General features: G+C 59.8%; 20 protein-coding genes. 2 read left to right on the top strand and 18 right to left on the bottom strand.

The window, feature by feature from the left end; translation table 11 throughout:
- Nucleotides 1–95: 95 nt before the first annotated feature.
- Nucleotides 96–872 (bottom strand): hypothetical protein, encoded by a 777-nt coding sequence (locus HMPREF2927_RS05210; protein ID WP_070686153.1) that lies wholly within the window; start codon nt 870–872, stop codon nt 96–98.
- A 93-nt stretch (nt 873–965) separates the two neighbouring features.
- On the opposite strand from HMPREF2927_RS05210, the gene HMPREF2927_RS05205 reads away from it, so the two are divergent.
- Nucleotides 966–2,021 carry an HhH-GPD family protein gene (locus HMPREF2927_RS05205; RefSeq protein WP_070686151.1) on the top strand — a complete coding sequence of 352 codons (1,056 nt, stop codon included), beginning with the start codon at nt 966–968 and terminating at the stop codon, nt 2,019–2,021.
- Between the two features lie 160 nt (nt 2,022–2,181).
- On the opposite strand, the gene HMPREF2927_RS05200 is transcribed toward HMPREF2927_RS05205, so the two are convergent.
- The 11 genes from HMPREF2927_RS05200 to folP form a co-directional block, all read right to left on the bottom strand.
- A complete protein-coding gene (locus tag HMPREF2927_RS05200) occupies nt 2,182–4,752 on the bottom strand; it encodes an ATP-dependent Clp protease ATP-binding subunit (RefSeq protein WP_070686149.1) in 2,571 nt (856 codons plus the stop codon).
- Nucleotides 4,753–5,835: 1,083 nt separating this feature from the next.
- Nucleotides 5,836–6,189, bottom strand: coding sequence for a histone-like nucleoid-structuring protein Lsr2 (locus HMPREF2927_RS05195; protein WP_070686147.1), 354 nt, complete (start codon nt 6,187–6,189; stop codon nt 5,836–5,838).
- A 712-nt stretch (nt 6,190–6,901) separates the two neighbouring features.
- Nucleotides 6,902–8,485 (bottom strand): lysine--tRNA ligase, encoded by a 1,584-nt coding sequence (gene lysS / locus HMPREF2927_RS05190; protein ID WP_083311187.1) that lies wholly within the window; start codon nt 8,483–8,485, stop codon nt 6,902–6,904.
- Between the two features lie 52 nt (nt 8,486–8,537).
- The gene (gene panC / locus HMPREF2927_RS05185; RefSeq protein WP_070686143.1) at nt 8,538–9,485 is read right to left on the bottom strand and encodes a pantoate--beta-alanine ligase; all 948 of its coding nucleotides are present in this window, start codon (nt 9,483–9,485) and stop codon (nt 8,538–8,540) included.
- The gene (locus HMPREF2927_RS05180) at nt 9,482–10,444 is read right to left on the bottom strand and encodes a Rossmann-like and DUF2520 domain-containing protein (protein WP_070686141.1); all 963 of its coding nucleotides are present in this window, start codon (nt 10,442–10,444) and stop codon (nt 9,482–9,484) included. Before HMPREF2927_RS05180 ends, panC begins: the two co-directional genes overlap by 4 nt.
- A 128-nt stretch (nt 10,445–10,572) precedes the next feature.
- Nucleotides 10,573–12,396: a PH domain-containing protein gene (locus HMPREF2927_RS05175; RefSeq protein ID WP_070686139.1), complete on the bottom strand. Its 1,824-nt coding sequence runs from the start codon at nt 12,394–12,396 to the stop codon at nt 10,573–10,575.
- A complete protein-coding gene (locus HMPREF2927_RS05170; protein WP_070686137.1) occupies nt 12,396–13,181 on the bottom strand; it encodes a PH domain-containing protein in 786 nt (261 codons plus the stop codon). The genes HMPREF2927_RS05175 and HMPREF2927_RS05170 overlap by 1 nt, the downstream gene beginning before the upstream one ends.
- Nucleotides 13,168–13,686 carry a DUF3180 domain-containing protein gene (locus HMPREF2927_RS05165; RefSeq protein ID WP_070686134.1) on the bottom strand — a complete coding sequence of 173 codons (519 nt, stop codon included), beginning with the start codon at nt 13,684–13,686 and terminating at the stop codon, nt 13,168–13,170. Before HMPREF2927_RS05165 ends, HMPREF2927_RS05170 begins: the two co-directional genes overlap by 14 nt.
- 45 nt (nt 13,687–13,731) lie before the next feature.
- The gene (folK, locus tag HMPREF2927_RS05160; RefSeq protein WP_070686132.1) at nt 13,732–14,352 is read right to left on the bottom strand and encodes a 2-amino-4-hydroxy-6-hydroxymethyldihydropteridine diphosphokinase; all 621 of its coding nucleotides are present in this window, start codon (nt 14,350–14,352) and stop codon (nt 13,732–13,734) included.
- Nucleotides 14,352–14,765 carry a dihydroneopterin aldolase gene (folB, locus tag HMPREF2927_RS05155; RefSeq protein ID WP_049340452.1) on the bottom strand — a complete coding sequence of 138 codons (414 nt, stop codon included), beginning with the start codon at nt 14,763–14,765 and terminating at the stop codon, nt 14,352–14,354. The genes folK and folB overlap by 1 nt, the downstream gene beginning before the upstream one ends.
- Nucleotides 14,766–14,821: 56 nt before the next feature.
- Nucleotides 14,822–15,784, bottom strand: a complete 963-nt coding sequence (gene folP, locus HMPREF2927_RS05150; protein WP_070686130.1) for a dihydropteroate synthase — start codon at nt 15,782–15,784, stop codon at nt 14,822–14,824.
- Between the two features lie 229 nt (nt 15,785–16,013).
- On the opposite strand from folP, the gene HMPREF2927_RS05145 reads away from it, so the two are divergent.
- Complete coding sequence (locus HMPREF2927_RS05145; RefSeq protein WP_070686128.1) at nt 16,014–16,205, top strand: hypothetical protein; 192 nt, start codon at nt 16,014–16,016, stop codon at nt 16,203–16,205.
- A gap of 136 nt (nt 16,206–16,341) precedes the next feature.
- On the opposite strand, the gene HMPREF2927_RS05140 is transcribed toward HMPREF2927_RS05145, so the two are convergent.
- The 6 genes from HMPREF2927_RS05140 to HMPREF2927_RS05115 form a co-directional block, all read right to left on the bottom strand.
- Nucleotides 16,342–17,307: an Abi family protein gene (locus HMPREF2927_RS05140; RefSeq protein ID WP_070686126.1), complete on the bottom strand. Its 966-nt coding sequence runs from the start codon at nt 17,305–17,307 to the stop codon at nt 16,342–16,344.
- Between the two features lie 436 nt (nt 17,308–17,743).
- On the bottom strand, nt 17,744–18,328 hold the full coding sequence (gene folE, locus HMPREF2927_RS05135; RefSeq protein ID WP_049340467.1) for a GTP cyclohydrolase I FolE: 585 nt from the start codon (nt 18,326–18,328) through the stop codon (nt 17,744–17,746).
- Nucleotides 18,315–20,522: an ATP-dependent zinc metalloprotease FtsH gene (gene ftsH / locus HMPREF2927_RS05130; protein ID WP_070686125.1), complete on the bottom strand. Its 2,208-nt coding sequence runs from the start codon at nt 20,520–20,522 to the stop codon at nt 18,315–18,317. Before ftsH ends, folE begins: the two co-directional genes overlap by 14 nt.
- Nucleotides 20,523–20,817: 295 nt before the next feature.
- Nucleotides 20,818–21,369: a hypoxanthine phosphoribosyltransferase gene (hpt, locus tag HMPREF2927_RS05125; protein ID WP_005504342.1), complete on the bottom strand. Its 552-nt coding sequence runs from the start codon at nt 21,367–21,369 to the stop codon at nt 20,818–20,820.
- Between the two features lie 195 nt (nt 21,370–21,564).
- Nucleotides 21,565–22,698, bottom strand: coding sequence for a tRNA lysidine(34) synthetase TilS (gene tilS / locus HMPREF2927_RS05120; RefSeq protein WP_070686123.1), 1,134 nt, complete (start codon nt 22,696–22,698; stop codon nt 21,565–21,567).
- Nucleotides 22,699–22,792: 94 nt separating this feature from the next.
- Complete coding sequence (locus HMPREF2927_RS05115) at nt 22,793–24,034, bottom strand: type II toxin-antitoxin system HipA family toxin (protein WP_070686120.1); 1,242 nt, start codon at nt 24,032–24,034, stop codon at nt 22,793–22,795.
- Between the last annotated feature and the right edge of the window lie 38 nt (nt 24,035–24,072).

Genomic DNA, 24,072 nt, shown 5'->3' with positions numbered 1-24,072 from the left:
TATTAAATGCGTCCAAGTTTCGGGGCGCAGTTCAGAAGAACATCCAGCACGGGGGCTTATCACGCCCACACAGGGGCGAAAACTATAGAAGTGAACTACTGAATCACGAAGTTCACCCTAGCCGAGGTCACGCCATTGACGGTAGCCGAAGCCCAGTAGGAACCCTTCTGAGCGGTCGAAGCGGAGGAGCAACCCAGCACGTTGATCTTACGGTCCCACGCCAGGTCGGTTGCGCCCTCGGCACCTGCGGCTACCTCAGACTTCTGAACGGCGGTCGCCGCGCACAGGCTACGGGTGTACACCTGAGCCGCACCGGAGGTGATGTTCAGGTCCACGCCGGTGTTCACGCCCTCGCCACCCACAGCGCAGGGGGTCTTCGAGGAGTTCGTGTAGGTCACGTGGAAGGACACCTGCTCACCGGCTGCGAAGGTACGCTTCGCGGGGGTGACGGTCACCTTCAGGTCGTTCGCGGTGCACGCCGCAACAACAGCCGCAGTGGTCACCGAGGGTGCCGGTGCGGGGGTAGTTGCCGCAGGGGTTGCCGCGGCGGTGGTCACGCTTGCAGTGGGTGCCGCAGAAGCGGTCACCGAGGGGGTTGCCGAAGCAGTAGCCGATGCAGTTGCAGAGGCAGTCGCGCTAGCGGACGGGGTAGCCGAAGCAGTTTCGGTGGGGCGAGCACTGAAGCTCTGGAAGGGCGCGCCGGAAGCCGTCGCGGTGGAGGCTACAGTGGCGTCTTTCTTGCCGTTAATCATGCCGACCATGGAGGTCACGCCAGCGACCAACAGCAGAATGACAGCGAGCAGAGCAATAACCGCCACGATACGACGGCGGCGGTAGACTTCGGGAGGTAGAACGGGACCATTTTCAGACATACCCTTAAGGATACCGGGTTTAACCCTGAGATTCACAGTGAACTCTGTTCATGCAGTTTTGGGAATATATGCCCTGTGGCGTAGGCTTTTCGGATGACCTCAGAGCCCAAACGCACCGCACGCACACGCCCGGAACCTACCCTGCCCGAAGGCACGAATACCGAGGCGCTCCACCACCGAATCAACCGGTGGTTCCTCGACCAGGCACGCGATTTGCCGTGGCGTCGTGACGAGTGCACCCCCTGGGGTGTGATGGTCAGCGAGTTCATGCTGCAACAGACCCCCGTCAAGCGCGTTCTACCCGTGTGGGAGGAATGGATGCGCCGCTGGCCCACCCCCGCCGACCTCGCCGCCGAGCCCGCCTCGGAGGCGGTGCGCGCCTGGGGCCGCCTGGGTTACCCGCGCCGCGCGCAGCGTCTGCACAGTGCCGCTGTGGCGATTGTGGAGCAGCACGGCGGTGAGGTGCCCGCCGACTACGAGGCGCTGCTGGCTCTGCCGGGCGTGGGTTCCTACACGGCGGCGGCGATTAGCGTGTTTGCGTTTGGCCTGCGCGCCACGGTGATTGATACGAATATCCGCCGCGTGCACGCGCGCGCCGTGTCTGGCAAGGCGTTGCCCTCGCGTTCGTTGACGGCGGCTGAGACTCGCCTGGCGGAGGCGCTCATGCCCGCCGACACCCCCACCTCCTGCCTGTGGAATGCGGCGACCATGGAGCTCGGCGCGCTGGTCTGCACGGCGAAGTCCCCGACCTGCGAGCTGTGCCCAGTGGAGGATCTGTGCGCCTGGGTTGCGGCGGGCAAGCCGGAGGCGGACTACACCCCCAAGGGCCAGAGTTGGCACGGCACGGACCGTCAGGTGCGCGGGGCGGTCATGGCGGTGTTGCGTGCGGCGCATGAGCCGGTGAATCGCGAGCTGATTTTAAGCGCGGGTGTAGCTGCGGCTGGTGATACGACCTCTTCACCCGTTGCAGCCTCTTCGCCAGACTTTACGTTCCCGGCTGATGCACCCGCCGCGGTGCACCGCCCGCTCAAGGCGCTGTATGCACTCTCCCCCGCCGCCGAGCAGCTACAGCGCTGCTACGCGGGGCTGCTGGCGGACTCTCTCGCCCGCGAAGTCACGCAGGGCGATACAGTGCTCGTCTCGCTCTAGTACCCGCCGCAGAAAGGCTCCTCGTGGCTCCTGCGGGGCTTCTAGAGTCTCCCAAGGCTTAGAGCCTCGCAAACACATAGAAACGCCTGTGGGGCGGTACCGAATAATTCCGGTACCGCCCCACAGGCGTTTAGTGCGCTAAAACCTAGCTATCTAGGGCTTAGTCCCCACCCTGACCCTCAGCGGCAGGTGCCTCAGATGCGGGAGCCTCAGAAGATTCGCCCTCGTTCAGCTCCTGCACCGAGTCCAGAGCCAGCTCCTTCATCGGCTGAGAAGAGAAGACGAACTTCGCGGAGTCGCCCTCACCCTCAACGTCCACGGTGATCTTCTCACCGGGCTTGATGTCGCCGAAGAGAATCTTCTCAGACAGGGCGTCTTCAATGTTGCGCTGCATCTCGCGGCGCAGCGGACGAGCACCCATGGACGGGTCGTAACCCTTAGCTGCCATGAGAACCTTCGCAGCGTTGGTCAGCTCAATGGACATATCCTGCTCCGCCAGGCGCTTAGCCAGGCGACCCACGAACAGGTCCACAATCTGCAGAATCTCAGACTCGGAGAGCTGCGGGAAGACGATAATGTCATCCACACGGTTGAGGAACTCGGGGCGGAAGTGCTCCTTGAGGTTCTCCATCACGCGTGCCTGCATACGCTCGTAGTCGGCTGCGGTGTCATCCATCGCCTGGAAACCGACCGGGATGCGGCGGTTCACGTCGCGCGAGCCCAGGTTGGTGGTCATGATGATGACGGTGTTCTTGAAGTCCACCACGCGACCCTGCGAGTCGGTCAGGCGACCGTCTTCCAGGATTTGCAACAGCGAGTTGAACAGGTCGGCGTGAGCCTTCTCAACCTCGTCGAACAGGACCACGGAGAAGGGCTTGCGGCGGACCTTCTCGGTCAGCTGGCCGCCCTCATCGTAGCCAACGTAGCCGGGAGGCGCACCGAACAGACGGGAGACGGTGTGCTTCTCCTGGTACTCGGACATATCCAGGGTGATGAGCGAATCCTCATCGCCGAACAGGAACTCAGCCAGAGCCTTAGCAAGCTCAGTCTTACCCACACCGGTCGGGCCGGCGAAGATGAACGAACCACCGGGGCGGCGCGGGTCCTTCAGACCTGCGCGGGTACGGCGGATAGCACGGGACAGTGCCGCAATAGCGTGCTCCTGGCCGATGACGCGCTTGTGGAGCTCCTGCTCCATGGTCAGCAGGCGGCTGGACTCTTCCTCGGTGATTTTGTAGACCGGAACACCGGTGGAAGCGGCAAGAACCTCAGAAATAACCTCGGGGGTCACGGTGCCGAATGCGTCGCCGCCTTCGCGCCATGCCTTCTCGGCTTCTTCCTTCTCAGCCAGAACCTTCTGCTCCTGATCACGCAGGCCTGCGGCCTTCTCGTAATCCTGGGAGTTGATGGCGTCTTCCTTCTGCTGGCGCAGCTTGGCTGCCTTCTCGTCGAGCAGCTTGATTTCCGGGGGTGCGGTCATGCGCTTGATGCGCAGGCGTGCGCCCGCCTCGTCAATCAGGTCGACAGCCTTATCCGGCAGGAAGCGGTCAGAGATGTAGCGTGCCGCAAGGTTCACGGCGGTCTCGATTGCCTCGTCGGTAATGGTGACGCGGTGGTGCGCCTCGTACTTATCGCGCACACCCTTGAGGATCTGCACGGCGAGCTCCTGAGAGGGCTCATCAACCTGAATCGGCTGGAAGCGGCGCTCCAGGGCGGCGTCCTTCTCAATGTGCTTGCGGTACTCGTCCAGGGTGGTTGCACCGATGGTCTGCAGTTCGCCTCGAGCCAGCATGGGCTTGAGGATGGAGGCAGCGTCAATTGCGCCCTCTGCGGCACCTGCACCAACGAGGGTGTGAATCTCGTCAATGAACAGGATGATGTCGCCGCGGGAGCGAATCTCCTTCAGAACCTTCTTCAGGCGCTCTTCGAAGTCACCGCGGTAGCGCGAACCTGCGACCAGGGAGCCCAGGTCCAGGGTGTACAGGTGCTTGTCCTTAAGGGTCTCAGGGACGTCACCGTGCACGATAGCCTGTGCCAGGCCCTCCACGACAGCGGTCTTACCGACGCCGGGCTCACCAATCAGCACGGGGTTGTTCTTGGTACGGCGGGAGAGGACCTGCATGACGCGTTCCATCTCCTTGTGGCGGCCGATGACCGGGTCCAGTTCGCCCTCACGTGCTGCTGCGGTGAGGTTGCGGCCGAACTGATCCAGGATGGTCGAACCCGCGGGAGTGCCTTCACGAGAGTTACCCGCACCCACGCCAGCGGTTTCCTTATCGCCGGAGTTGTTGCCGGGGTAACCGGAAATCAGGTCCATAACGGCCTGGCGCACGGCAGCGGGCTCAGCACCCAGCTTGACCAGCACCTGGTTTGCCACGCCCTCGTTTGCACGAACCATACCCAGCAGGATGTGTTCGGTGCCGATGTAGCCGTGGTTCAGCTGAATAGCCTCGCGCATGGACAGTTCGAGAACCTTCTTCGCGCGCGGGGTGAAGGGGATGTGGCCATTAGGCGCCTGGGGGCCGGGGCCGACGATGTCCTGAACCTGTTCACGTACTGCGTTCAGGGTAACGCCCAATGATTCCAGGGCACGGGCACCGATGCCTTCGCCCTCGTGAATCAGACCGAGCAGAAGGTGTTCGGTACCGATGTAGTTGTGGTTGAGCATGCGTGCCTCTTCCTGGGCAAGCACCACAACGCGCCGAGCTCGATCGGTAAAGCGTTCAAACATTTACGCACTCCTTGCATTTTCCTATTGATACAAGAGTACGTTGAGCGCGACTGAAAGGGCGGGCTGATGGACGTCTGTTCGCCATCAAGAGAACAGATGAGCTGTTCGGGGCGTTCTAGGGGCGGTTTAGGCGCGGTTTCGGGGCTTCTAGCGGGGTTCGGGGGCGGTTTTGAGGGGTCTAGCTCACGCAGGTGAGCCTACTGAAGGTGGACGGGGTGCCACCCGGTCGGTGCTACCTGTTTTTGCCGGTGGTGACTGCTTCTCCTGGGGCTGACTACTTTTCCCGGGGTTGCCTGTGCAGAGTGTGCGCATATTACCGTCGGATGTACCGCGGGAAGGTGCTACAGGTGGGTTCCGAGGGGCTACGGTGCCAATACGAGGGGCTAAGGAAAAAGTAAACACACAAGAACCCACATAGACCAACACCTAAACCCCTTGTTTCCTGCACGTGCATGAATATATTGCAGAAATTTTTAAAAATTTATATGTTTAAGTGAGAAATTTCAATAATTCGCAAAATATATACGGCACCATTTCCGGTATATATTTCCGCATAATCTTCAGGCGATCTGCGCCAGAATTCCATCCGATAATTATCTCGACATCAGAGGAAATCCCCGCGTCGACACATAGGTAGAATGCTTATTATTTTCGATTCTATTCAGGGTGCGCTCTGCACCTCTTACAGGGAGAATATCTCGGCGCACAACAACAGCGTCGAAGAGATTAATGCAACAACACCTTTAGCCATCCTGCCGATGCATGCAATCTAAACGAACACAGAATCCGAATGTAAACTATGCTCCTTCGGTCAACCAATACCCTTCTCGGTATTGCACAGATTGCACCACCAACCAACCCTATATATTTTACATGTAAATAGTTAATTGGAATTGGGGGTAAAAATACCCCCTCACTCCCCCAAACAGATATACAGCGCATATCAACACACACCACAGAGGGCAAAACAAAAGGCGGACGGTGATAACACCGTCCGCCCTAAGCACTCGGAGCCCTATGCACTCGGAGGTTTAGAGCCCTGAAGAACCAACCCCTCCGGTTACGCATAATAACTTAGAACTTTTAGCCCTGAGCCTTCATTGCTGCATAGTATGCGTCCTGAACATCCTGGTGGATGCGGCCACGGTCAGAAACCTTGTGGCCGTTAGCCTTAGCCCACTCGCGAATTGCTGCGGTCTCGGGGTTGCGCTTAACCGGAACAGCGGTGCCACGGGGAGCACGGGTGCGCTGGGTAGCGGTGCCCTGCACGCGGCGGGACTTCGCTACGAAGGGGCGGATAGCGTCACGCAGGCGAGCTGCGTTTGCGGAGGACAGATCGATTTCGTAGTGAGCGCCGTCCAGACCAAAACGGATAGTTTCGTCTGCGGGGCCGCCATCGAGATCGTCTTCAAGGATGATGCGAACCTTCTGTGCCATTGAGGCACCTCCTCATCTGTTGCATATATCCTGTGGAGTAAACCCAAAAGCCTCTATCAGGATTGAGAAAATAATGTGCCGGATATATTTATGTACTAATTTTCTTTCATATAGTAACAGAACTATATTAAAAATTCCGAAAATATTCTGAGCATTGAAACAATGCGCCAATCACCCGCAGCGATATATCGCTTCTGTGCATCCCCGTTAAATCTGCATCCGCTACAAGAACATTAAAGTGAAGTTCAGAGTGCAAATACTTTGGATTCTTCCAGACAGCAGACACAGCCCCAGAGCCAAAGACACCTAATAATGCGCCCCGGCGCCCCCGACAATCTGAGTGAAATATAGCGCCCGTACGAGTCTGCACAATAGACCATGCGCACCATAACATTTCAGCTCTATTCAAAAGCGAAATTCTACCTCTATCCCAGCACCTCATTCTTTTTACACAACACATTTGTGCACAAGAACAGAAGCATCTGCCAGAGTGAATAGAGCAGCATAAATCAGCACCAGAATAGAACGAAAACCCCTTTAAAAGCCCCTGACCTGTGCAAATAAACAGAAAACTCCACCTCAGAAGCTATACACCGTGCAAAAGGGTGCACAGAAAACGGCGGGTGCCGCAGATACAACCGTATCCGCGGCATCCGCCGCACTCACACCCCTAAAGGCAAAGTTCAAGAAACCCTACAGGTGAAGCTAAAGCTTAGGCTTCCGGCTTCATCAAGGGGAAGAGAATAGTCTCACGAATACCGGGCTGACGCACCACAGTACCCGGACGCTCCGGATCCTGATCGCCCGCCAACAGCATAATCAGACGGTCAATGCCCAGACCCAAGCCACCCATCGGGGGTGCACCGTGCTCCAGGGCGCGCAGGAAGTCCTCATCCAGCTCCATCGCCTCATCGTCACCGGCAGCAGCCAGTAGCGACTGAGCGGTCAGGCGCTCACGCTGAATGACCGGGTCAATCAGCTCGGAGAACGCGGTACCGCGCTCCATACCGCCAATAATCAGGTCCCATGCCTCAATCAGGGGCTCACCGGAACGGTGCGGACGCGCCAGCGGCTGAGCGCTCGGCGGGTAATCGTACACGAAGGTCGGGTTCACCAGGGTCGGCTCAACAATCTCACCGAAGAGCTCGGTCACCAGCTTCTCAGCGCCCCACTTCGGGTCGATATCCACCTCGTGCTTCTCAGCAATCTCGCGCAGAACCGAAGCGTCAGTCTCGGGGGTGATCTCAACGCCCACAGCCTCAGACAGGCCCGGGTACACGCCAACCCACTTCCACTCACCGAACAGGTCAATGGTGCCGTTCTCGGTCTCAATACGCTCGGTACCGACAGCCTTCGCGCAGCTCTGGATAATCTCCTTCATGCGCTCAGCCATCACGAACTGGTCAGCGTACGTCTCGTAGCACTCCAGGGTGGTGAACTCGGGGCTGTGGGTCGAGTCCACACCCTCGTTACGGAACACGCGGCCAATCTCGTACACGCGCTCAATACCGCCCACCACTGCGCGCTTGAGCGGCAGCTCGGTCGCAATACGCATGGTCATCGGCTGATCAAAAGCGTTCAGGTGGGTGCGGAACGGGCGAGCAGTCGCGCCACCGTGCACCAGCTGCAGAACCGGAGTCTCAACCTCAATGTAGCCGTGATCCTCCAGCACGCGGCGGACGGTGCGGGTAATCAGGGCGCGCTTCTTCACCAGCTCGCGAGCCTCCTCGCGAACCATCAGGTCCAGGTAACGCTGGCGAACGCGGGTTTCCTCGTTCAGGTCCTTGTGCAGAACCGGCATGGGGCGCAGCGCCTTCGACGCCATCTTCCAATCGGTCACCATAATGGACAGCTCACCGCGGCGAGAAACAATCACGCGGCCGGTCACGAACACGTGGTCACCCAGGTCAACCAGGGACTTCCACTCAGACAGGGACTCCTCGCCCACCTCAGCCAGCGACAGCATCGCCTGGATGCGCTTACCCTCGGTACCACCCTGCAGGGTCGCAAAGCACAGCTTACCGGTGTTACGGACGAACACCACGCGGCCACCAACATGCACCACACGGTCAGTCTCGTCGCCAGCCTTCAGCTCCTCAGCAGCCAGCTTCGGATCGTACTCGGCGCGCAGATCCTCAATGTGGTTGGGTTCCACGCGGTTACCCTCAGAATCCAGCAGACCCACCGGGTATGCCTCGCGACCCGACTCGATCAGCTTCGCACGCTTTTCCAGGCGAATCTGCATCTGCTCGGACATATCAGCAATCGCCGGTGCGGCAGTGTGCTCAGTGCTCACAGTGATACCTATCTGTGTAGTGTGTTGGGGACTCTTCTAAACGAACGAACGCTTAGCGCAGGTCCATGTTGTCAATCAGGCGGGTCGGGCCAACGAACGCAGCAACCAGTGCCAGCACTCGCTCCGACTCCTCAGTCGGCTCACCGAAAGTCATCGGGTCGACCAGTTCCAGGTAGTCAAGGCGCACACCCGGAGTGGAGTTGATACGCTCACGCGCACCGTCCAAATCAATCTCGTGGAAACCACGGTTCAGCGAATTCTCACGCAGCATCGCCAGAGTGCGGGACAGCACCAGGGCAGACTCGCGCTCCTCATCCGACAGGTAGCTATTACGCGAAGACAGCGCCAGACCGTTATCTTCGCGAACAATCGCCACAGGGCGCATGATCACGTCGTGGTTGAAATCGCGCACCATACGCTGAATCAGGATGTACTGCTGAGCGTCCTTCTGACCGAAGTACGCATTCACCGGGTGGTTACCGGCTGCGGGGCGAATAATGTTGAAGAACTTATTGACCACGGCCAGCACGCCATCAAAGTGGCCCGGACGGGTCGCACCCTCAAACTTGGTGCCCAGCTCGCCGCTCGAAATGCGGATGAGCGGGTCGCCATCGGGGTACATCTCTTCAACCTCGGGGGCAAAAATAATGTCAACACCGGCGGCACCAGCCAGGGCAGCGTCTGCCTCCAGGGTGCGCGGGTATGCTTCGTAATCCTCGCCGGGGCCAAACTGTAGCGGGTTCACGAAAATGGAGGCGACCACTACATCATTCTGTTCAGCGGCGCGACGCAACAGGGTTGCGTGGCCGTCGTGCAGGGCGCCCATGGTGGGCACGTAGCCCAGGGATGCGTTCTTGTACTGAACTGCGGTGCCGTTCTGCTCTGCCTCCTGGCGGGCTGCCCGGTCCAGTTCCTCCTGCGCGGCGGCAAGGGATTCGGTGATTGCCGTGCGGAAATCCGCAATGGTGGTCACGACTCGGGGCATCGAAGTCTCAGTCATGACGAGAACTCCTTGTTTTCGGGGGCTGAATCATCAATATCGCCGGGGTGGTTGCGGTCCGAAGACTCACCCAGCAGATCCTCAATTCGTCCCAGTTGTTCATCGTTTAACAAACCTCTATTATGCGCTCTTTTTGCGGTTGCGTGTGCCAGAGCGGCGTAAGAGTCTGTAATATCACCTGTTTTCTCATGCTCTGAGTACTCATTCAGAGCCTGAAGGTGAGCCTTCACGGTGCCTGCGTCTCCACGTGCTACGGGCCCGGTGAGAGCACCCTCACCGCTGGCGAGCGCATTGTCCACGGCGGCTCGAACGAGCGGCCCCATGTAGCGTGCCGGGTCCTCAATACCGATGGAGGCGAGCACCTGCTGGGACTGACCCAGGATGGTCACGAGGTGGTTCGCGGCGTGCGCTAAGGCTGCGTGGTAGAGCGCTCGGTCAGCCTCGGCAACGTGCACGGGTTCACCGCCCATCTCCACCACGAGTGCCTGAGCAATCGGGATGAACGGTGCGGGTCCGGTTACGGCGAAGCAGGTGCCGTTCAGACGCTGCAGGTCCACGGACATGCCGGTAAACGTCATGGCGGGGTGAATCGCCAAACCGATAGCGCCCAGCGCGGTTACCGGTGCGAGAACCTCGGTGCCGTAACGGCCGGAGGTGTGCACCAGAATCTGACCGGCGGTAATACTTCCCGAGGACGCCAGGTAAGTGATGAGGCCCGGCAGCTCATCATCGGGAACCGCGAGAATCAGCAATTCGCTACGCTCAGCAATCTGCTCCACCGGCAGCAACGGCACATCGGGAAGTAGCATCGCGGCGCGCTCCTGGGAAGCCTCAGACACCGCGTGAACACCCACAATAGTGTGCTCGCAGGCACGCAAAGCCGCACCGAGGACGGATCCGACCCTCCCGGCGGAAATAATTCCAATGCCTAAACGCGCAGGTTTTGAATGCTGTATCACGGCTTTAAGTATATTCTCCCTTTCACGGCAACCCTGCCGCCGGTGTCACGAAGAACACTGACGGCAGGGCCCGTTCTGTAGTTTTGTTGCCCGCTAACCCGGCGGGGAAGCTCAGCTAACGGGCTGGCTTAGGGGCGCCCACTCATCACCGGTACGCGGTAGTAGGGTTCAATACCCTCCAGCCGAACCGTCATCATCCACACCAGGTCCTCGCAGACACGCGGCGGTAGGTGCATCATGAGCGTGCGCACCGGGCCGGGCACCGTACCGAAATGCACACTCGCGCATCCAAAGGCACGCTGCAGCGGGCCCTGACCCCGGCTCACGCTCAGCACACGGCTGACCGGCACAATCGACAGCGTACGGATAAAGTAGCCGCCACGAATCAGCAGCAGGTCGCCTCGCGTATGCTCACCAACGCTCGAACGTGCCGCATCAGAATCAATGCGGGTGGTCGCCTGCACCGAACCGGCAGTGTAACCGACCGTGGTCACGCCGTTACGCTTCCAGGTGAGCAGGTCCATCCAGCGCGCCGAAGAGGGCGTCACAATCATTGCCGGAACCTGCGGCTTCTGACTCTTCAGCGAACCATCGGCGGTATCCAGCAGCACCTGCGCCTGCGCTTCATCCAGGGCGGGCAACAGCAGACGCAACACCATCAGCGTCTCCTGCTTATTGCCAACCGGCAGGGCAACATTGCGGGTTACAACCTTCTGGTTGTCGTTCTTCTCAATACCAATACCGGCAATGGTCATCTTGATGCGGTACCAGCCGAACGCACGCCACAGGATGGACTGCTCCACGGCGAGCGCCTGAATACGCTCAACCATCACGTTCTGCGTGTGCGTGCCGGTGAAACCGTAGCGCAGGGTCACGCCGCCCTGACCGCTGGGGGTGATTTTGAAGTTCGCGGCACCGTCAAAACGTGTCCAGAGGGCAACCACGTAACCGACCATGGGCGCGAACATACCGGGCAGCATCGCCATGAAAATGAGGAACGGGCTCTCGCCGCCCATCATCGCGGCGAAGACCGCGGCACCGACCATGAGGGCTACGGCGGGCACCAGCCACACCAGGTGCTCCAGCATGATGGAGGCAATCAGACGCACATTCGAGATGCGGAAAATCGGCGGCTGCGAGGGGTCCGCCGCGACCGGCATCGGCATACGACCGCGAGCACCGCGACGGGATGCGACGGGCTGCTGGGGTACGAACTGGTCGGGTGCGAGCTGCTGGGCGCCCTGCTGAGGCGCCACCAGCTGAGTGCTGTTCTGTACGGGCGCACCATAGGACGCCTCGTAAGATGCCTCAAACGGTTGGTGCAGCTGATCCGCATCCGGCATGCGCTCCGCCGAAATCTGCATGCTATCGGGCAGCACATCGACCGGGCGGCCAGCCGCCTCCGAACGCAGCAGGTTAATACTCGCCATCGCGGTGCGGCGCAGAACCTCCGCCTTGCGGGCAGAAACGTACTTGATGTGCAGCGCCTCCGAAGAGCCGTCAGCCACCTCAAAACGCAGCTCCGACAGACCCAGCAGACGCGCCACCAGAGGACGCGAAATATCCACGCTCTGCACGCTCTCCAGACGGATCGTGCGGTTCTTCTTGAACAGAAAACCGCTACGGCGGTGAATCGCCAAATCGTCCAGGCTATAGCGGGTAAACCACCAGTCAATCGAGCCAGCAACCAGAATCAGCACGAGCACGGCGAAGCCGATAAGCTGCGAGTACGTTGCGCTGAAGTAGCTGCTGTTCTCGTCAAATGCCTGCGTCAATCGCGCGCCCCACTCGTTCGGCGGGGTGGTCAAAATATTCAGGATAATGCTCTGGAAGAAACCAAACGCTAGCAGAATAATGAACCAGAGGTTCATGATGAACGTGCGGATATCGGCACGCCACCACTTCGGCTCCTGAGAGTTCGGGGCGTTATTATTCGGAACCGGGGTACTCATTAGAGTGCCGCCATTCGCTCATCGGCGCGGCGCACCAGATCCGCACGCAGCTCCTCCGCCACGTTCAGCGGAATACCGAACAGCACCATCGTGCCAGTGGTCGTACCCGCGGTGCGCACCGTCAGGCGGGCAACACCGCACATGCGCTCCAGAGGACCCGAATCCACATCAACATACTGGATGCGACCGTACGGCATGGAGCTCATGGAACGGAACACGATACCGCGGCGAGCCATCAGGTGATTCGACTCCAGCGCGTAGCCGAGCGCGCGAGTACGACGCGGAGTGGTCAGAATCCACCACAGACCCCACAGACCAAACACCGCAACAACCGCCAGACCGATGATGCGTAGCGCCTCCGGGCCGCCGAAGAACGCGCCCGCACAATACATGGCAACACCCGCAAGAATCGGGAGCGCCAAGGCAGAAATAGTGTGAACAAAACGAACCGTCAGGTAGCCGGAGGCGGCGGGCACCCACTGCGGCTCCGGCACGGCTTGCGCGGGAACCGGCTGGGAGCTTACCGGCTGAGAAGGTGCCGGCTGAGGCGCGTTCGGATACGCGGCAGCGGGCGGAACCTGCTGACCGTACTGTGTTTGTTGTCCATACTGCGCTTGCTGGTCATTCTGGCTCTGCTGTCCATACGGGGCACCAGGCTGACCGTAAGCCGCCTGCTGGTACTGCCCGTACTGGTTCTGCTGAGCAGGCTGACCATACTGACCCTGCTGGGCATCCTGCCCGTACTGGCCATTCGGCGAATAACTATTCTGGTTAGGAGCCGACATAGGTTCCTCCCTCTCGCGGCTTTACAGCACCGGAAGAGGAGGCCGCATCCTCATCATCCTCCGGCGGAATACGACAACAATGCTGAGCCCACAGGCCAGCAATCAGCAGGGCAACACTGCCCACACAATTAACAAGAACCTCCCAAAAGACCACCGAAAAACCGCGCACAGACACCATCGCCACATGGTAACCAAGAATCGCAGCGCACCAGCCCGTCAACAGGGCACCGGTCATGATAGAACCCTGCGCATACGCCACCGCACGCGCCGCAAGAATCGGGCCCATATGGGGTACCTTCTCACGCGTCTGAATACGACGATAACGAGCCACCTGCACGCCCAGCCACACGGCGCCCGCCGCAACCAGCAGGCACACCGCGCCGAGCATCCACGAAAAATTCAGCTCACCAAAACCGGCGCCAATCATCGCGGAATTCACCATAAGAGCGGCAGCGGCACCGCACGCAGCCGCCACAATAATCGCCCGATAACTCAGGGGCTTCATGGTGTTTCCTTTCGGTAGGTTCCTCTACCTTCCAGAGTGCCACATTTAAGGCTGATCAGGTACCTGCATCTCACGCATATAGCTAATAGCGTCTTCATCCGCACCAAGCAGCGTGCGGGACAGCTCCGCAACGTTCACGACCTCGCGGCTCAGAGGCGCAGGAACCTCATCCGGCCGCTCCCCCGAAGGCTCCGCACGCCGGGTCACCGTCAGGTACGCCTGCGGGTCCATCTGCGCCCACGGCACCAACACAAAAGCACGCTCCTGCGCCCGCGGATGCGGCAGAGTCAGCACCGGATCCTCAGAAATCACGCCGTCATAGTCAATCACGTCAATATCGAGGGTGCGCGGGCCCCAACGCACCAGGCGCTCACGGTGATGCGCCGCCTCCACCGCATTACACAGCTTCAGCAGCTCGTAGGCGCCCAGGTCAGTTGCCACCTCAATGACCGCGTTCACGAAATCCGGCTGACCCGCCGGGCCACCCACCGGGGCGGTACGGTACAACCCGGAGGCGCGCACCAGCTGCACGCCGCCCGCCACCAGGTCGGCGACGGCACGCTCCAGGGTGTCTTCGCTTTCGCCCAGATTCGAGCCCAACGCCAGCACCGCGCGGTGTTTCAGGGTGTTGGGCTTCTGCGTATCGGTTGTCTGGGTGCCAGCCACTAGCGGCCGCCCTCCACGACACGCTCCGCGGCACGCTCACGGAACACGCTCACCGCAACGTTACCGAACGGCAACTCAATCGGCGCCTGCGGCTTCGATACGGTAATCTCCGCCGCCTCCACAAGCTCAAACATCGCAAGGATACCCTCGGCAATGTTCACCGCAAGGGTCTCAATCAAATCCAGCGAACCGTTCGTCACGTGGCGGTGAATCAGGTCAACCACGAGCGCGTAGTTCGTGGTCTTCGTCAGGTCATCCGTAGCGGCTGCGGCGGAAAAATCGCTGTACAGGGTCGCGTCCACGACGAAGGGCTGGCCGTCGCGCTTCTCAAAGTCGAGCACGCCGTGATAGCCCTTGGCGGTAATGCCGGTGAGGGTGATGCGGTCGTGGCGGGCGTAATCTGCCTGGGTCATTGGGGGTCTCCTAGAAGGTATTCGGATGGTGGCGATTGGGGGATTAGCTGACGGCGTTAGCTGACAGAACGCAACGCGGAGGCGACCGTCACCGCATCCACGCTGGCGGGCACGTCATGCACGCGCACCGCCCACACGCCGCGCGCCGCCACCAGGGCGGTCACCGCCGCAGAGGCTGCCGCACGGTGCTGAGCCGGGCGCGGTTCCGACAGCGGTTGCCACAGTTCGCGTTCAGCCTCACCCGCATCGGTTGCGGTGAAGCCGCTCGCGTTCAGGCGCTCGGCCAGCGCCATATCCGCCGCGGTCAGAGCGTTGGCGATAAAACGCTTGCGGGAACCGGCAATGAGCAGGCGGTGGCCCAGGCCCTGTAGCTCGTCAATGGCGGCGAGCAGCTCCCAATCCTGCATGCCGCCCTTCGCGAAGCCCAGACCCGGGTCAAGAATCAGGTTCTGGGGCAGCACACCGGCGGCGAGGAAACGCTCACGCAGGCCGGTCAGCTCCTCCACAACCTCGGTGACCACGCCGCGCGGGTACTCCGCCAGGCTGTCCATGGTCTGGGAGGTGCCGCGGGCGTGCATGAGGATGTACGGCACCTGCAGTTCAGCGGCGGTTTCAATCATTTCATCGCTTACGTTCAGACCGGACACATCGTTGATGATGTGCGCACCGGCGGCGATGGCGGCGCGGGCGGTCTGCGGGTTCATGGTGTCAACGCTGATGGTGGTGCCCATCTGCGCGACTGCCTCGATGACGGGCAGGATGCGGCGCTGCTCCTCCTCCACGCTGATGCGCACGGCACCGGCGGGGCGGGTGGACTCACCGCCAATGTCGATAATGGAGGCGCCCTCGGCAATCATGCGGGCGGCGTGGGCGATGGCGTCGGTGGCGGCGTAGTGCTGGCCGCCGTCGCTGAAGGAGTCGGGGGTGACGTTGAGGATGCCCATCACGAGGGTGCGTTCGGCGGCGAGCACGTCGCAGGGCAGGAGGGCTACACGGGTGGTGTGTGTGGATTCAGTCATAAATTTATCGTACCGAATCTGTGGTGCTCCCATGTTTGCCGCTGTGATTGGAAGGGGGATTGAGGCGGGGGTTGGGACAGCGACGGGACGATTTTGGGGACACAACATGCAATATTTGCATTACAGATACCTATTTAAGGGTATGCTGGGAGGGCACGCATACCGTGCCTGGCGCGTTCCCGGTCGGTGGCGCGCACCTACACATACATACTCTAGGAAGTGACTCATTGTGAACTTGAAGACCGGAGCTTGGATCCTCTCCCTGGTGGCTCTTGCCGCGCTGGTGACTATTGTGCTCGCTGAAGGTGCTCCTGCCGTGCGCTGGATTGCTTTCGGTACTGCAACCGGTTGCGGTTTCATTGCCGTGGGCTTGATCGTGACGCTTGCCCTGGGTTGGGACGATAAGAACGAAGCCCACTAAGGGTCTTTGAGTCTTCTTCGGGGTCTGTGCGGCACCATTGCCGGTGCCGTCGGCTCCGAGGGACACAACCGCACAGCAAAAGGGGCGGAGGTTTTCACCTCCGCCCCTTTCAGTGTGTCTATAGGCAGTGAATAATTTAGCTCCACAAACGGGTTTCTTCCCAACCTTGCGGTATACCCATTGCCCGGGAGATATCAACTCCAGGAACGGAAATATTAGGACGTTCCTTCAGAATCTGCGTTAGAGATTCCGTATCCCCGATTCCACCCTGGTCCATCAGATATTTGAGGAGGGTGAGCATGCCGAAGGTTTTACACATCTTATGGTTCTCTTCAGCCTGTGGCACACCAAATAGGTCAACAACCTCACGGATTTCAGGGCTCTCAACTCTTCCACCTCTCAACACACGCGGTAAGCGAGGCTCTGGGTGCAGCTTATTGTAGAACCTACTTTGATGCGCACAAATATTGCGCATTACCCGCAGCGAGTTAATCCAGGTTTCCAGTTGGGGGTCAGTACACCCCAGGGCTTTCGCGATATCTCGCCGAATATTTGGCGGGGAGACCAAATACAGATTCTGCAGAGCCCCTAAATCTAGAACTTCCACCACTACCCACACAGGCAACTTCCCGCCGTATTGCTCACGGTGATGCTTCACGAATTCTTCCTCAGAAGTACGAATAAGTTGTTCGCTTTTTCTCGTGAATCTATTCCAAGCAGTGCGCCTTTTACTACCTTGAAGATCACACCGGGTTTCATCCTCGTATATGAGAGGGTCCACTTCCCCCAGTAAATTCCCTAGGCGGGACCGCAAATACACCTCAAACTGCGAGAAGTACGAAAACGCAATAGACCGAAGATTACGGTCATATTCATACAGGGCCACAATATCTTCAAAGACCGTTCCGGGCACGAAAGTATCCAAGCGCTGCCCGCTTCCCGACGACCGCCGAAACGAATAATAGTAACCACTCAGACGGTAGTAACTAACACGCTCGAGGACATAAACAGCACGTTCTTGCGAACCTACGAGCATCCCCCGCTCTTGCAAGATACCAACCTGCTGTTCATATGATTTAAATGGTTTTACGCTTGAAAACATGTATTATCCATCGCTTGATATCGTTTCATCATTGTAACTCTTTAATAATATCAACATAAGGATATTAAGGGTATAACTACATGCCCTGTAAGCCATCTGCTTTGCTAAGGCAATCATTTAAAAACGATGACCGGTCCTGGACCCATGAGGGGAGGAACCGGTCGCGGTTATTTTCGTTTCAGATGAGACGAGGAACAGCCATGCTTGCATTAACAACGGTACGTAAAGAACGCGATACGTAGCGTTGTTAAAAAAGAAGACCGGTCCTGTACTCCCGAAGGAGTGGTGCCGGTACTAGTGGTACTACTCTACAGCTGATGATGCTCTTCACGCAAGGGCACTCGTCATACTACCCAACAAATGCGGCTGCGCGGCGGAGGGGCAGGATTCCTTAGAATCCTGCCCCTGTCGCATAGCTATATGATCATCCCGATGCTTAGCGCTGCGAGAAGATCAGGCTCATCGCCTCCGCACGGGTTGCGCCGTTCATCAGCGCACCGCGCACCGCGCTGGTCACGGTCTTCGCGCCCGGCTTACGCACACCGCGCATCGACATGCACATGTGCTCAGCTTCAATCACCACAATCGCGCCGCGCGGGTTCAAGTGCTCCTCCAGAGCCTCCACCACCTGCGTGGTCAGACGCTCCTGCACCTGCGGGCGGCGAGCGTACAGATCCACCACGCGGGCGAGCTTGCTCAGGCCGGTCACCTTACCGTCCGGGCCGGGAATATAACCCACATGCGCCACACCGTGGAACGGCACCAGGTGGTGCTCACAGGTCGAGTAGAACGGGATGTCCTTCACCAGCACCATCTCAGAGTGGGCGATGTCGAAGGTCGTACCCAGAATCTCGCCAGCGTCCTGGTGCAGGCCCGAGAAGAACTCCGCGTAGGCGCGCGCCACACGTGCAGGGGTCTGCTGCAGACCGTCACGGTCCGGGTCCTCACCAATCGCGAGCAGAATCTCACGGACGGCAGCCTCAATACGCGGCTGGTCAACGGCGTTCTTAACCTCGCTCATTCTCTGCTCCATTCTGGTTCGGGGTGCCGTTCTCCGGGCGCTGCGCCGGAGGGGCGGGGTAGTTCGGGTACTGCTGGGTGGGCATTGCGACGGTCGGGTCGGCGTCCGGGTCGCTGAGGGGCACCTGAGGCGGCAACGGCTGCGTAGGTGCTACCGGGGCCTGCTGCGCGGGTGCAGCCGGTGCTACCGGAACAGTCGGCGCCTCGGCAGGTGCTTCCTCAGACTTTTCGGCTTCCTTCGCCAGCTCGCTCGGTGCCTTCACCGGCGGGATGTCGGTACGCTCGCGGGTCGGCTTGGAGTACCAGTGCTCACGCTCGGGGCGCTTGCGAACATCCTTGAAGATTTCGGCAATCTCATTCTCGAGCAGGGTTTCCTTCTCAAGCAGGGCGAACGCCAGGCGGTCCAGAATATCGCGGTTTTCCAGCAGAATCTGGAACGCCTCATCGTGTGCCTGCTCCAGCAGGGCGCGAATCTCAGCGTCGACCTTTGCCGCGGTCTCGTCGGAGTAGTTGCGTGCCGAAGCGCCGCCGCCACCGAGGAACGGTTCGGTGTCTTCGCCGCCGAGCTTCACGGAACCAATCACGGCGCTCATGCCGTAGTCGGTAACCATCTTGCGGGCGGTGTCGGTTGCCTTCTGAATGTCGTTAGACGCACCGGTGGACGGGTCGTGGAAGACGATTTCCTCAGCCGCACGGCCACCCATCGCGTACGCCATCTGGTCGAGCAGTTCGTGGCGGGTCGTGGAGTACTTGTCGTCCTGCGGCATGACCATGGTGTAACCCAGGGCGCGACCGCGCGGAAGAATCGTAATCTTGGTGACCGGCGCGGAGTTACGCAGTGCCGCCGCGACCAGGGCGTGACCGCCCTCGTGGTATGCGGTGACCTTACGCTCGTGCTCGTTCATGATGCGCGAGGAACGCTGCGGACCAGCCATGACGCGGTCGATTGCCTCGTCGATAGCGCGGTCGTCAATCACGTTGCCGTTATCGCGGGCGGTCAGCAGAGCCGCCTCGTTCATGACGTTCGCCAGGTCAGCACCGGTGAAGCCGGGGGTGCGCTTAGCAACCTGAGCAAGGTCAACGGTGTTAGCAATCGGCTTGCCTGCGGCGTGAACGCGCAGGATGTGTTCGCGGCCCTGCATGTCGGGGGCGTCCACACCGATCTGGCGGTCAAAACGGCCGGGACGCAGCAGCGCCGGGTCCAGGACGTCGGGTCGGTTCGTTGCCGCAATGACGATGACGTTCGAGTTGCCGTCGAAGCCGTCCATCTCAACCAGCAGCTGGTTCAGGGTCTGCTCACGCTCGTCATTACCGCCACCCATGCCGACGCCGCGGCGGCGGCCAACAGCGTCAATCTCGTCGACGAAGACGATGGCGGCGGGGTCGCTCTTCGCTTCCTTGAACAGGTCGCGCACGCGGGAAGCACCCACACCCACGAACATTTCAACGAAGTCAGAGCCAGAAATCGAGTAGAAGGGCACGCCAGCCTCGCCCGCCACAGCCTTGGCGAGCAGGGTCTTACCGGTGCCGGGAGGGCCGTACAGCAGAACGCCCTTGGGGATCTTTGCACCCAGGCGGGTGAACTTTTCGGGTTCAGCCAGGAACTCGCGGACTTCTTCCAGTTCGGCGAGCGCCTCGTCCACGCCGGCGACATCGCTGAAGCGGACTTCCGGCTTGTCCTTGGTGAACTTCTTCGCGCGGGACTTGGAGAAGCTCATGACGGAGGAGCCGCCTCCGACTCGTCCCATCAGGAACCAGAAGAGCACACCAAAGAGCAGAATCGGCAGCAGCAGAGACACCAGGGAGCTCAGGAAGCTGTGCTCAACCGGCTGGTCCGTGTAGCTTTCCAGCTCGGCGGATTCCATTGCCTTAGCAACTTCTTCGCCGCGGGGCTGCACGTAGTAGAAGCGCACCGACTTACCGTAGTTGTCGTTGCCCTTCTTGTAATCGTCCTTAAGCTGCAGCTCGACGCGCTGGTCGCCGTCGTAGATCTTTGCGCTCTTGACCTGGTGGTCCTTGAGCATCTGAAGACCCACGTTGGTGTCCACCTGACGCGAGGGCTGAGTGAAGAAGGAGGTCATGAGGAAAGCCAGCATGATCACGAGAGCTGCGCCCGGCCAGAACCAGGGGCCGTTAATCAGCTTCTTTAGGAATCCCTCCGAGCCTTTCTGCGGAGTATTGGGGGTTTGCGCCAATGCTTTGTCCTTACGTTGCGGCTGTAACCCGTCGGGGGTGCGGCATACCAGCCGGAACACCCAACGATGCAACCTTAAATGTACCCTACCCCGGCGGGCGGCTAGGTACCGGGCTTCTCTATTTCACCTGCGGGCTAAAGGGTTGTAGCACTCGGTGGGGGTGAAAGTGCATCTTCTGCGGCGGGTACATCCGCCCCCGAGTACATCCACCGTCGGGTACAGCAACGCCCCGCTCCCCCACAAGCGTGAGGAGGCGGGGCATAACCACCTACAGCATGGTTGCTGAGGTGAAGGCTTAGGAGTAAACGTGCGGGTGCAGGGTTGCGACGCAGTCCAGGTTGCGGTACTTCTCAGCGAAGTCCAGGCCGTAACCAACAACGAACTCGGGCTCGATGTCCCAGCCGACGTACTTGACCTCAACGTCAGCCTTGACGACCTTGGGCTTGCGCAGCAGGGTGCAAATCTCAACGGAAGCTGCGCCGCGAGAAATCAGGTTCTGCTGCAGCCATGCCAGGGTCAGACCGGAGTCAATGATATCTTCAACGATCAGGACGTTGCGGCCCACCAGGTCGGTGTCCAGGTCCTTGAGGATACGCACAACGCCGGAGGACTTGGTGCCGGAACCGTAAGAAGAAACAGCCATCCAGTCCATGGTGTAGTGGCCCTTGAGAGCGCGGGAAAGGTCAGCCATGATCATGATGGCGCCCTTGAGAACACCCACCAACAGCACGTCCTTACCGGCGTAGTCTTCGTCGATGCGCGCCGCCAGTTCGGCGACCTTCGCGTTAATCTCTTCCTTGCTGAAGAGAACGTTCTTAATATCGTCCTGCACGTCGATAGCCTGCACGATGTATTCCTTCGTATTCTTTTAGACGCTCTGCGCCTCCGCCGGGGCCCCGGGTGAGGGGTTTCATACCTTCCCACAGCGGACAATGTGGATGGTGTTCGCCTTAAGTATGGCTTAAAACGGCGCCGCGGCGCACCTCACCACGCAGATAGTGTGTGCTGAGGGGGTTCCGCGGGCACCTAGCTGGGCACCTAGTTAGGGTCGAGTTGGCACTAATACGAGCACGTCCAGGCGTTCACCGGTTGCCGGATGCACAATTTTGCGGCGGCGGTACGCGCTCACGTGACCGGGCATCTGAACGGGCCCAGCCACCGCGTATTCGGCGGTGAAAGAGTCCAGCGCCTGCAGTCGCTCAAAGCCGGGGTTCTCTCCCCCGGCGGCCTTGCAGGCGGTCGCAAGCACACGCAATCGAAGCGCCGGGTGCAGCGCCGCCACCTGCGCACGATCCAGCAGCACGGCGTCCTCACGTTCGATGCCGCGCACGGCGGTTCCGGCGGGTAGGAGCGCCTGCTCGTAGGCTGCCTGTGCCTGCTCGTCGAGGTATTCGGCGTCGGGGCCAGCTACGGAGGCGGTGCGCGCCAGGGAGCGGGCGACGTCCCCGCCGAGGTGATCCTCCAGGTAGGGCAGCACGCTGTGGCGGATGCGGGCACGCATGAGGGTTTCGTCGGTGTTGGTCGGGTCGTTCCAGGGGGTGAGGGTTTCGGCGTCGCAGATGTCGAGCATGTCGGTGCGGCGCAGGCCGAGGAAGGGACGCAGGTAGGTGACACCCTCTTCGATGCGTACGGGCGGCATACCGGCAAGGGAGCGCGTGCCGGAGCCGCGGCTCAGGCCGAGTAGCACGGTTTCTGCCTGGTCGTCGAGGGTGTGGCCGAGTAGTACGGCGCGGGCGCCGGTGGCTTCAACGGCTTTGGTGAAGGCGGTGTAGCGGGCGGTGCGCGCCGCCATTTCGGGGCCCATGTTGCCGACGGGAACCTGCACTTTTTCGATGATAACGGGGTGAAGCCCCAGGTCGGTGAGGGTCTGCGCGGTCTGCGCGGCGACCGCGGCGGAGTCTTCTTGCAGGCCGTGGTCGACGATGATGGCGCCTACGCGTACGTCGCCGCGGCGGGCGAAGTGTGCGGCAATGGCTGCCAGCGCGAGGGAGTCGGGGCCGCCGCTGCAGGCGACCAGGAGCAGGGGCAGGTCGGCGGGGTCCGCGGTGGAGGCGGTGCGGGAGCGTCCGGTAGCTTTGATGCTTCCTGCACCGAGGAGCTTTTCGAGGGCGGCGACGAGGTGGCGGCGGGCAGTGCCGACGGCGGGGTGCAGGCGTCCTGCGCGTCCATTCTGCATGGTGGTTCCTTTATAGAAATTGCGAAGTATCTATGTAGATAGATACTTCACGATGAGAATTTAGAAATAACGAAGGCTCAAGAAGTCAGGAGCCTTAGGAGCGCGTATGAAGGTACTCTTCAAACTCGTCCTGGCGGCGTTCCAACTCTTTCTGCATGGCCTTAAACGGTGAGGCATTCGAGTTGAAAACATATCCCGGGGCGGCTCGGTCTGTGGGCCAGCGAACTGCTCGAGCCGCTTTGAGAGCACGAGTTAGAGCGTCTTTCTGCACCTTAGACGGAAGACCGATAGTCTCTGCGAGAGCAAGCCAATCGTCAACAGTAATCTTCCAATCTTCGGGCGGTGAACCGTCGCCGGGATTCGAATTATCTTTTCCGTTGACGCTAAGCGCCATGGATAGAGATTTAATGTGCACGAGCGAACAGGGGATGTCGTAGATAGGAGCTACTTCCCATCCACGGCGTCCCTTGAGGAGCGAGATATTTTTTGCGTGCAGGTCCCCATTGCCGGTCAGCCAAGCGTAGAGAAAATGCATGTAAAGATTCCTGCGGGCAACAGCAGGGGAAGCAGCAAGCTTCACCATTGCTTGAATGACACTTTCTGTTGTCACAGCAGGATTATCTTCTGTGTATTTCTCACCCGAAGGAACACCCAAAATCTGTGCGCCATCCTCCATAGCGATGCGTCCCCCAGAGGGTGTTCGGTCGAAACGGGAGACCATCAAACCTGATACGCCGTCTCGATCATAGACAAGCTCATGCTGAGCTACAGGAATCCCCATGAGTGCGGCCGCCGTGAGGTGGGCAGCTTCGTTTTCTACGAGCCCGGGCATACGTTGCGGGCTGATTTTCAGAAGCGCATCGTAGCCAGCGCCCGTCCAATGCACGGGCAGGGTTTTCATGACGGCACTCAGCTTTTCTTGAACGCCAGGCAGTCCTCGGCGGTCAACCGTGCCCATAAGTTCTGCAAAAGAAACAACCTCAGGGTTGTTCACCAATGCGGCAGGAGCGGTGTACAGTTCCCACCCGTGCTCAATAATTTGCACATCGCCTGGAACGTCAGAACCAATCACCAGCAATAAGCCCAGGGTGTTATTTTTGCTGATTTTTTTCTCGGAACTAACGACGTCGAGCCTATAGCCTTCGGGCAAAAGATTCTGAAAGAAAGGAGGAATTGATTCTGCGGTATATTCCGCGTTTAAAGGCAGGCTCGTGGCAATTGCCGGGCCTTCATAATCTGCGCGGTAGGTGAAATGAATCAGCCCGTTGGCGTCTCGCCTCAAATATGCGGCGAGAACACCATCTTTATAGACATCTGCCATAAGTTCATCTGTCATGGCTTTTCTCCAGGTTCTGTTTTCTATCGCAGTGTGCG

This window comes from Rothia sp. HMSC061E04, from assembly GCF_001813685.1.
GTDB lineage: Bacteria > Actinomycetota > Actinomycetes > Actinomycetales > Micrococcaceae > Rothia > Rothia mucilaginosa.
Note: the sequence above shows the minus strand (reverse complement) of the source record. Positions and strands in the feature narration are given on the sequence as shown.

Bases quoted from the DNA above. Each gene is read 5' to 3' on its own strand.
- folB (WP_049340452.1), bottom strand. From the start codon at position 14,765: ATGACCCAGGCAGATTACGCCCGCCACGACCGCATCACCCTCACCGGC.
- tilS (WP_070686123.1), bottom strand. From the start codon at position 22,698: ATGCAGAATGGACGCGCAGGACGCCTGCACCCCGCCGTCGGCACTGCC.
- panC (WP_070686143.1), bottom strand. From the start codon at position 9,485: ATGACTGAGACTTCGATGCCCCGAGTCGTGACCACCATTGCGGATTTC.
- HMPREF2927_RS05175 (WP_070686139.1), bottom strand. From the start codon at position 12,396: ATGAGTACCCCGGTTCCGAATAATAACGCCCCGAACTCTCAGGAGCCG.
- folE (WP_049340467.1), bottom strand. From the start codon at position 18,328: ATGAGCGAGGTTAAGAACGCCGTTGACCAGCCGCGTATTGAGGCTGCC.
- HMPREF2927_RS05140 (WP_070686126.1), bottom strand. From the start codon at position 17,307: ATGTTTTCAAGCGTAAAACCATTTAAATCATATGAACAGCAGGTTGGT.
- HMPREF2927_RS05165 (WP_070686134.1), bottom strand. From the start codon at position 13,686: ATGAAGCCCCTGAGTTATCGGGCGATTATTGTGGCGGCTGCGTGCGGT.
- folP (WP_070686130.1), bottom strand. From the start codon at position 15,784: ATGACTGAATCCACACACACCACCCGTGTAGCCCTCCTGCCCTGCGAC.
- HMPREF2927_RS05210 (WP_070686153.1), bottom strand. From the start codon at position 872: ATGTCTGAAAATGGTCCCGTTCTACCTCCCGAAGTCTACCGCCGCCGT.
- HMPREF2927_RS05200 (WP_070686149.1), bottom strand. From the start codon at position 4,752: ATGTTTGAACGCTTTACCGATCGAGCTCGGCGCGTTGTGGTGCTTGCC.
- HMPREF2927_RS05195 (WP_070686147.1), bottom strand. From the start codon at position 6,189: ATGGCACAGAAGGTTCGCATCATCCTTGAAGACGATCTCGATGGCGGC.
- HMPREF2927_RS05205 (WP_070686151.1), top strand. From the start codon at position 966: ATGACCTCAGAGCCCAAACGCACCGCACGCACACGCCCGGAACCTACC.
- HMPREF2927_RS05170 (WP_070686137.1), bottom strand. From the start codon at position 13,181: ATGTCGGCTCCTAACCAGAATAGTTATTCGCCGAATGGCCAGTACGGG.
- HMPREF2927_RS05115 (WP_070686120.1), bottom strand. From the start codon at position 24,034: ATGACAGATGAACTTATGGCAGATGTCTATAAAGATGGTGTTCTCGCC.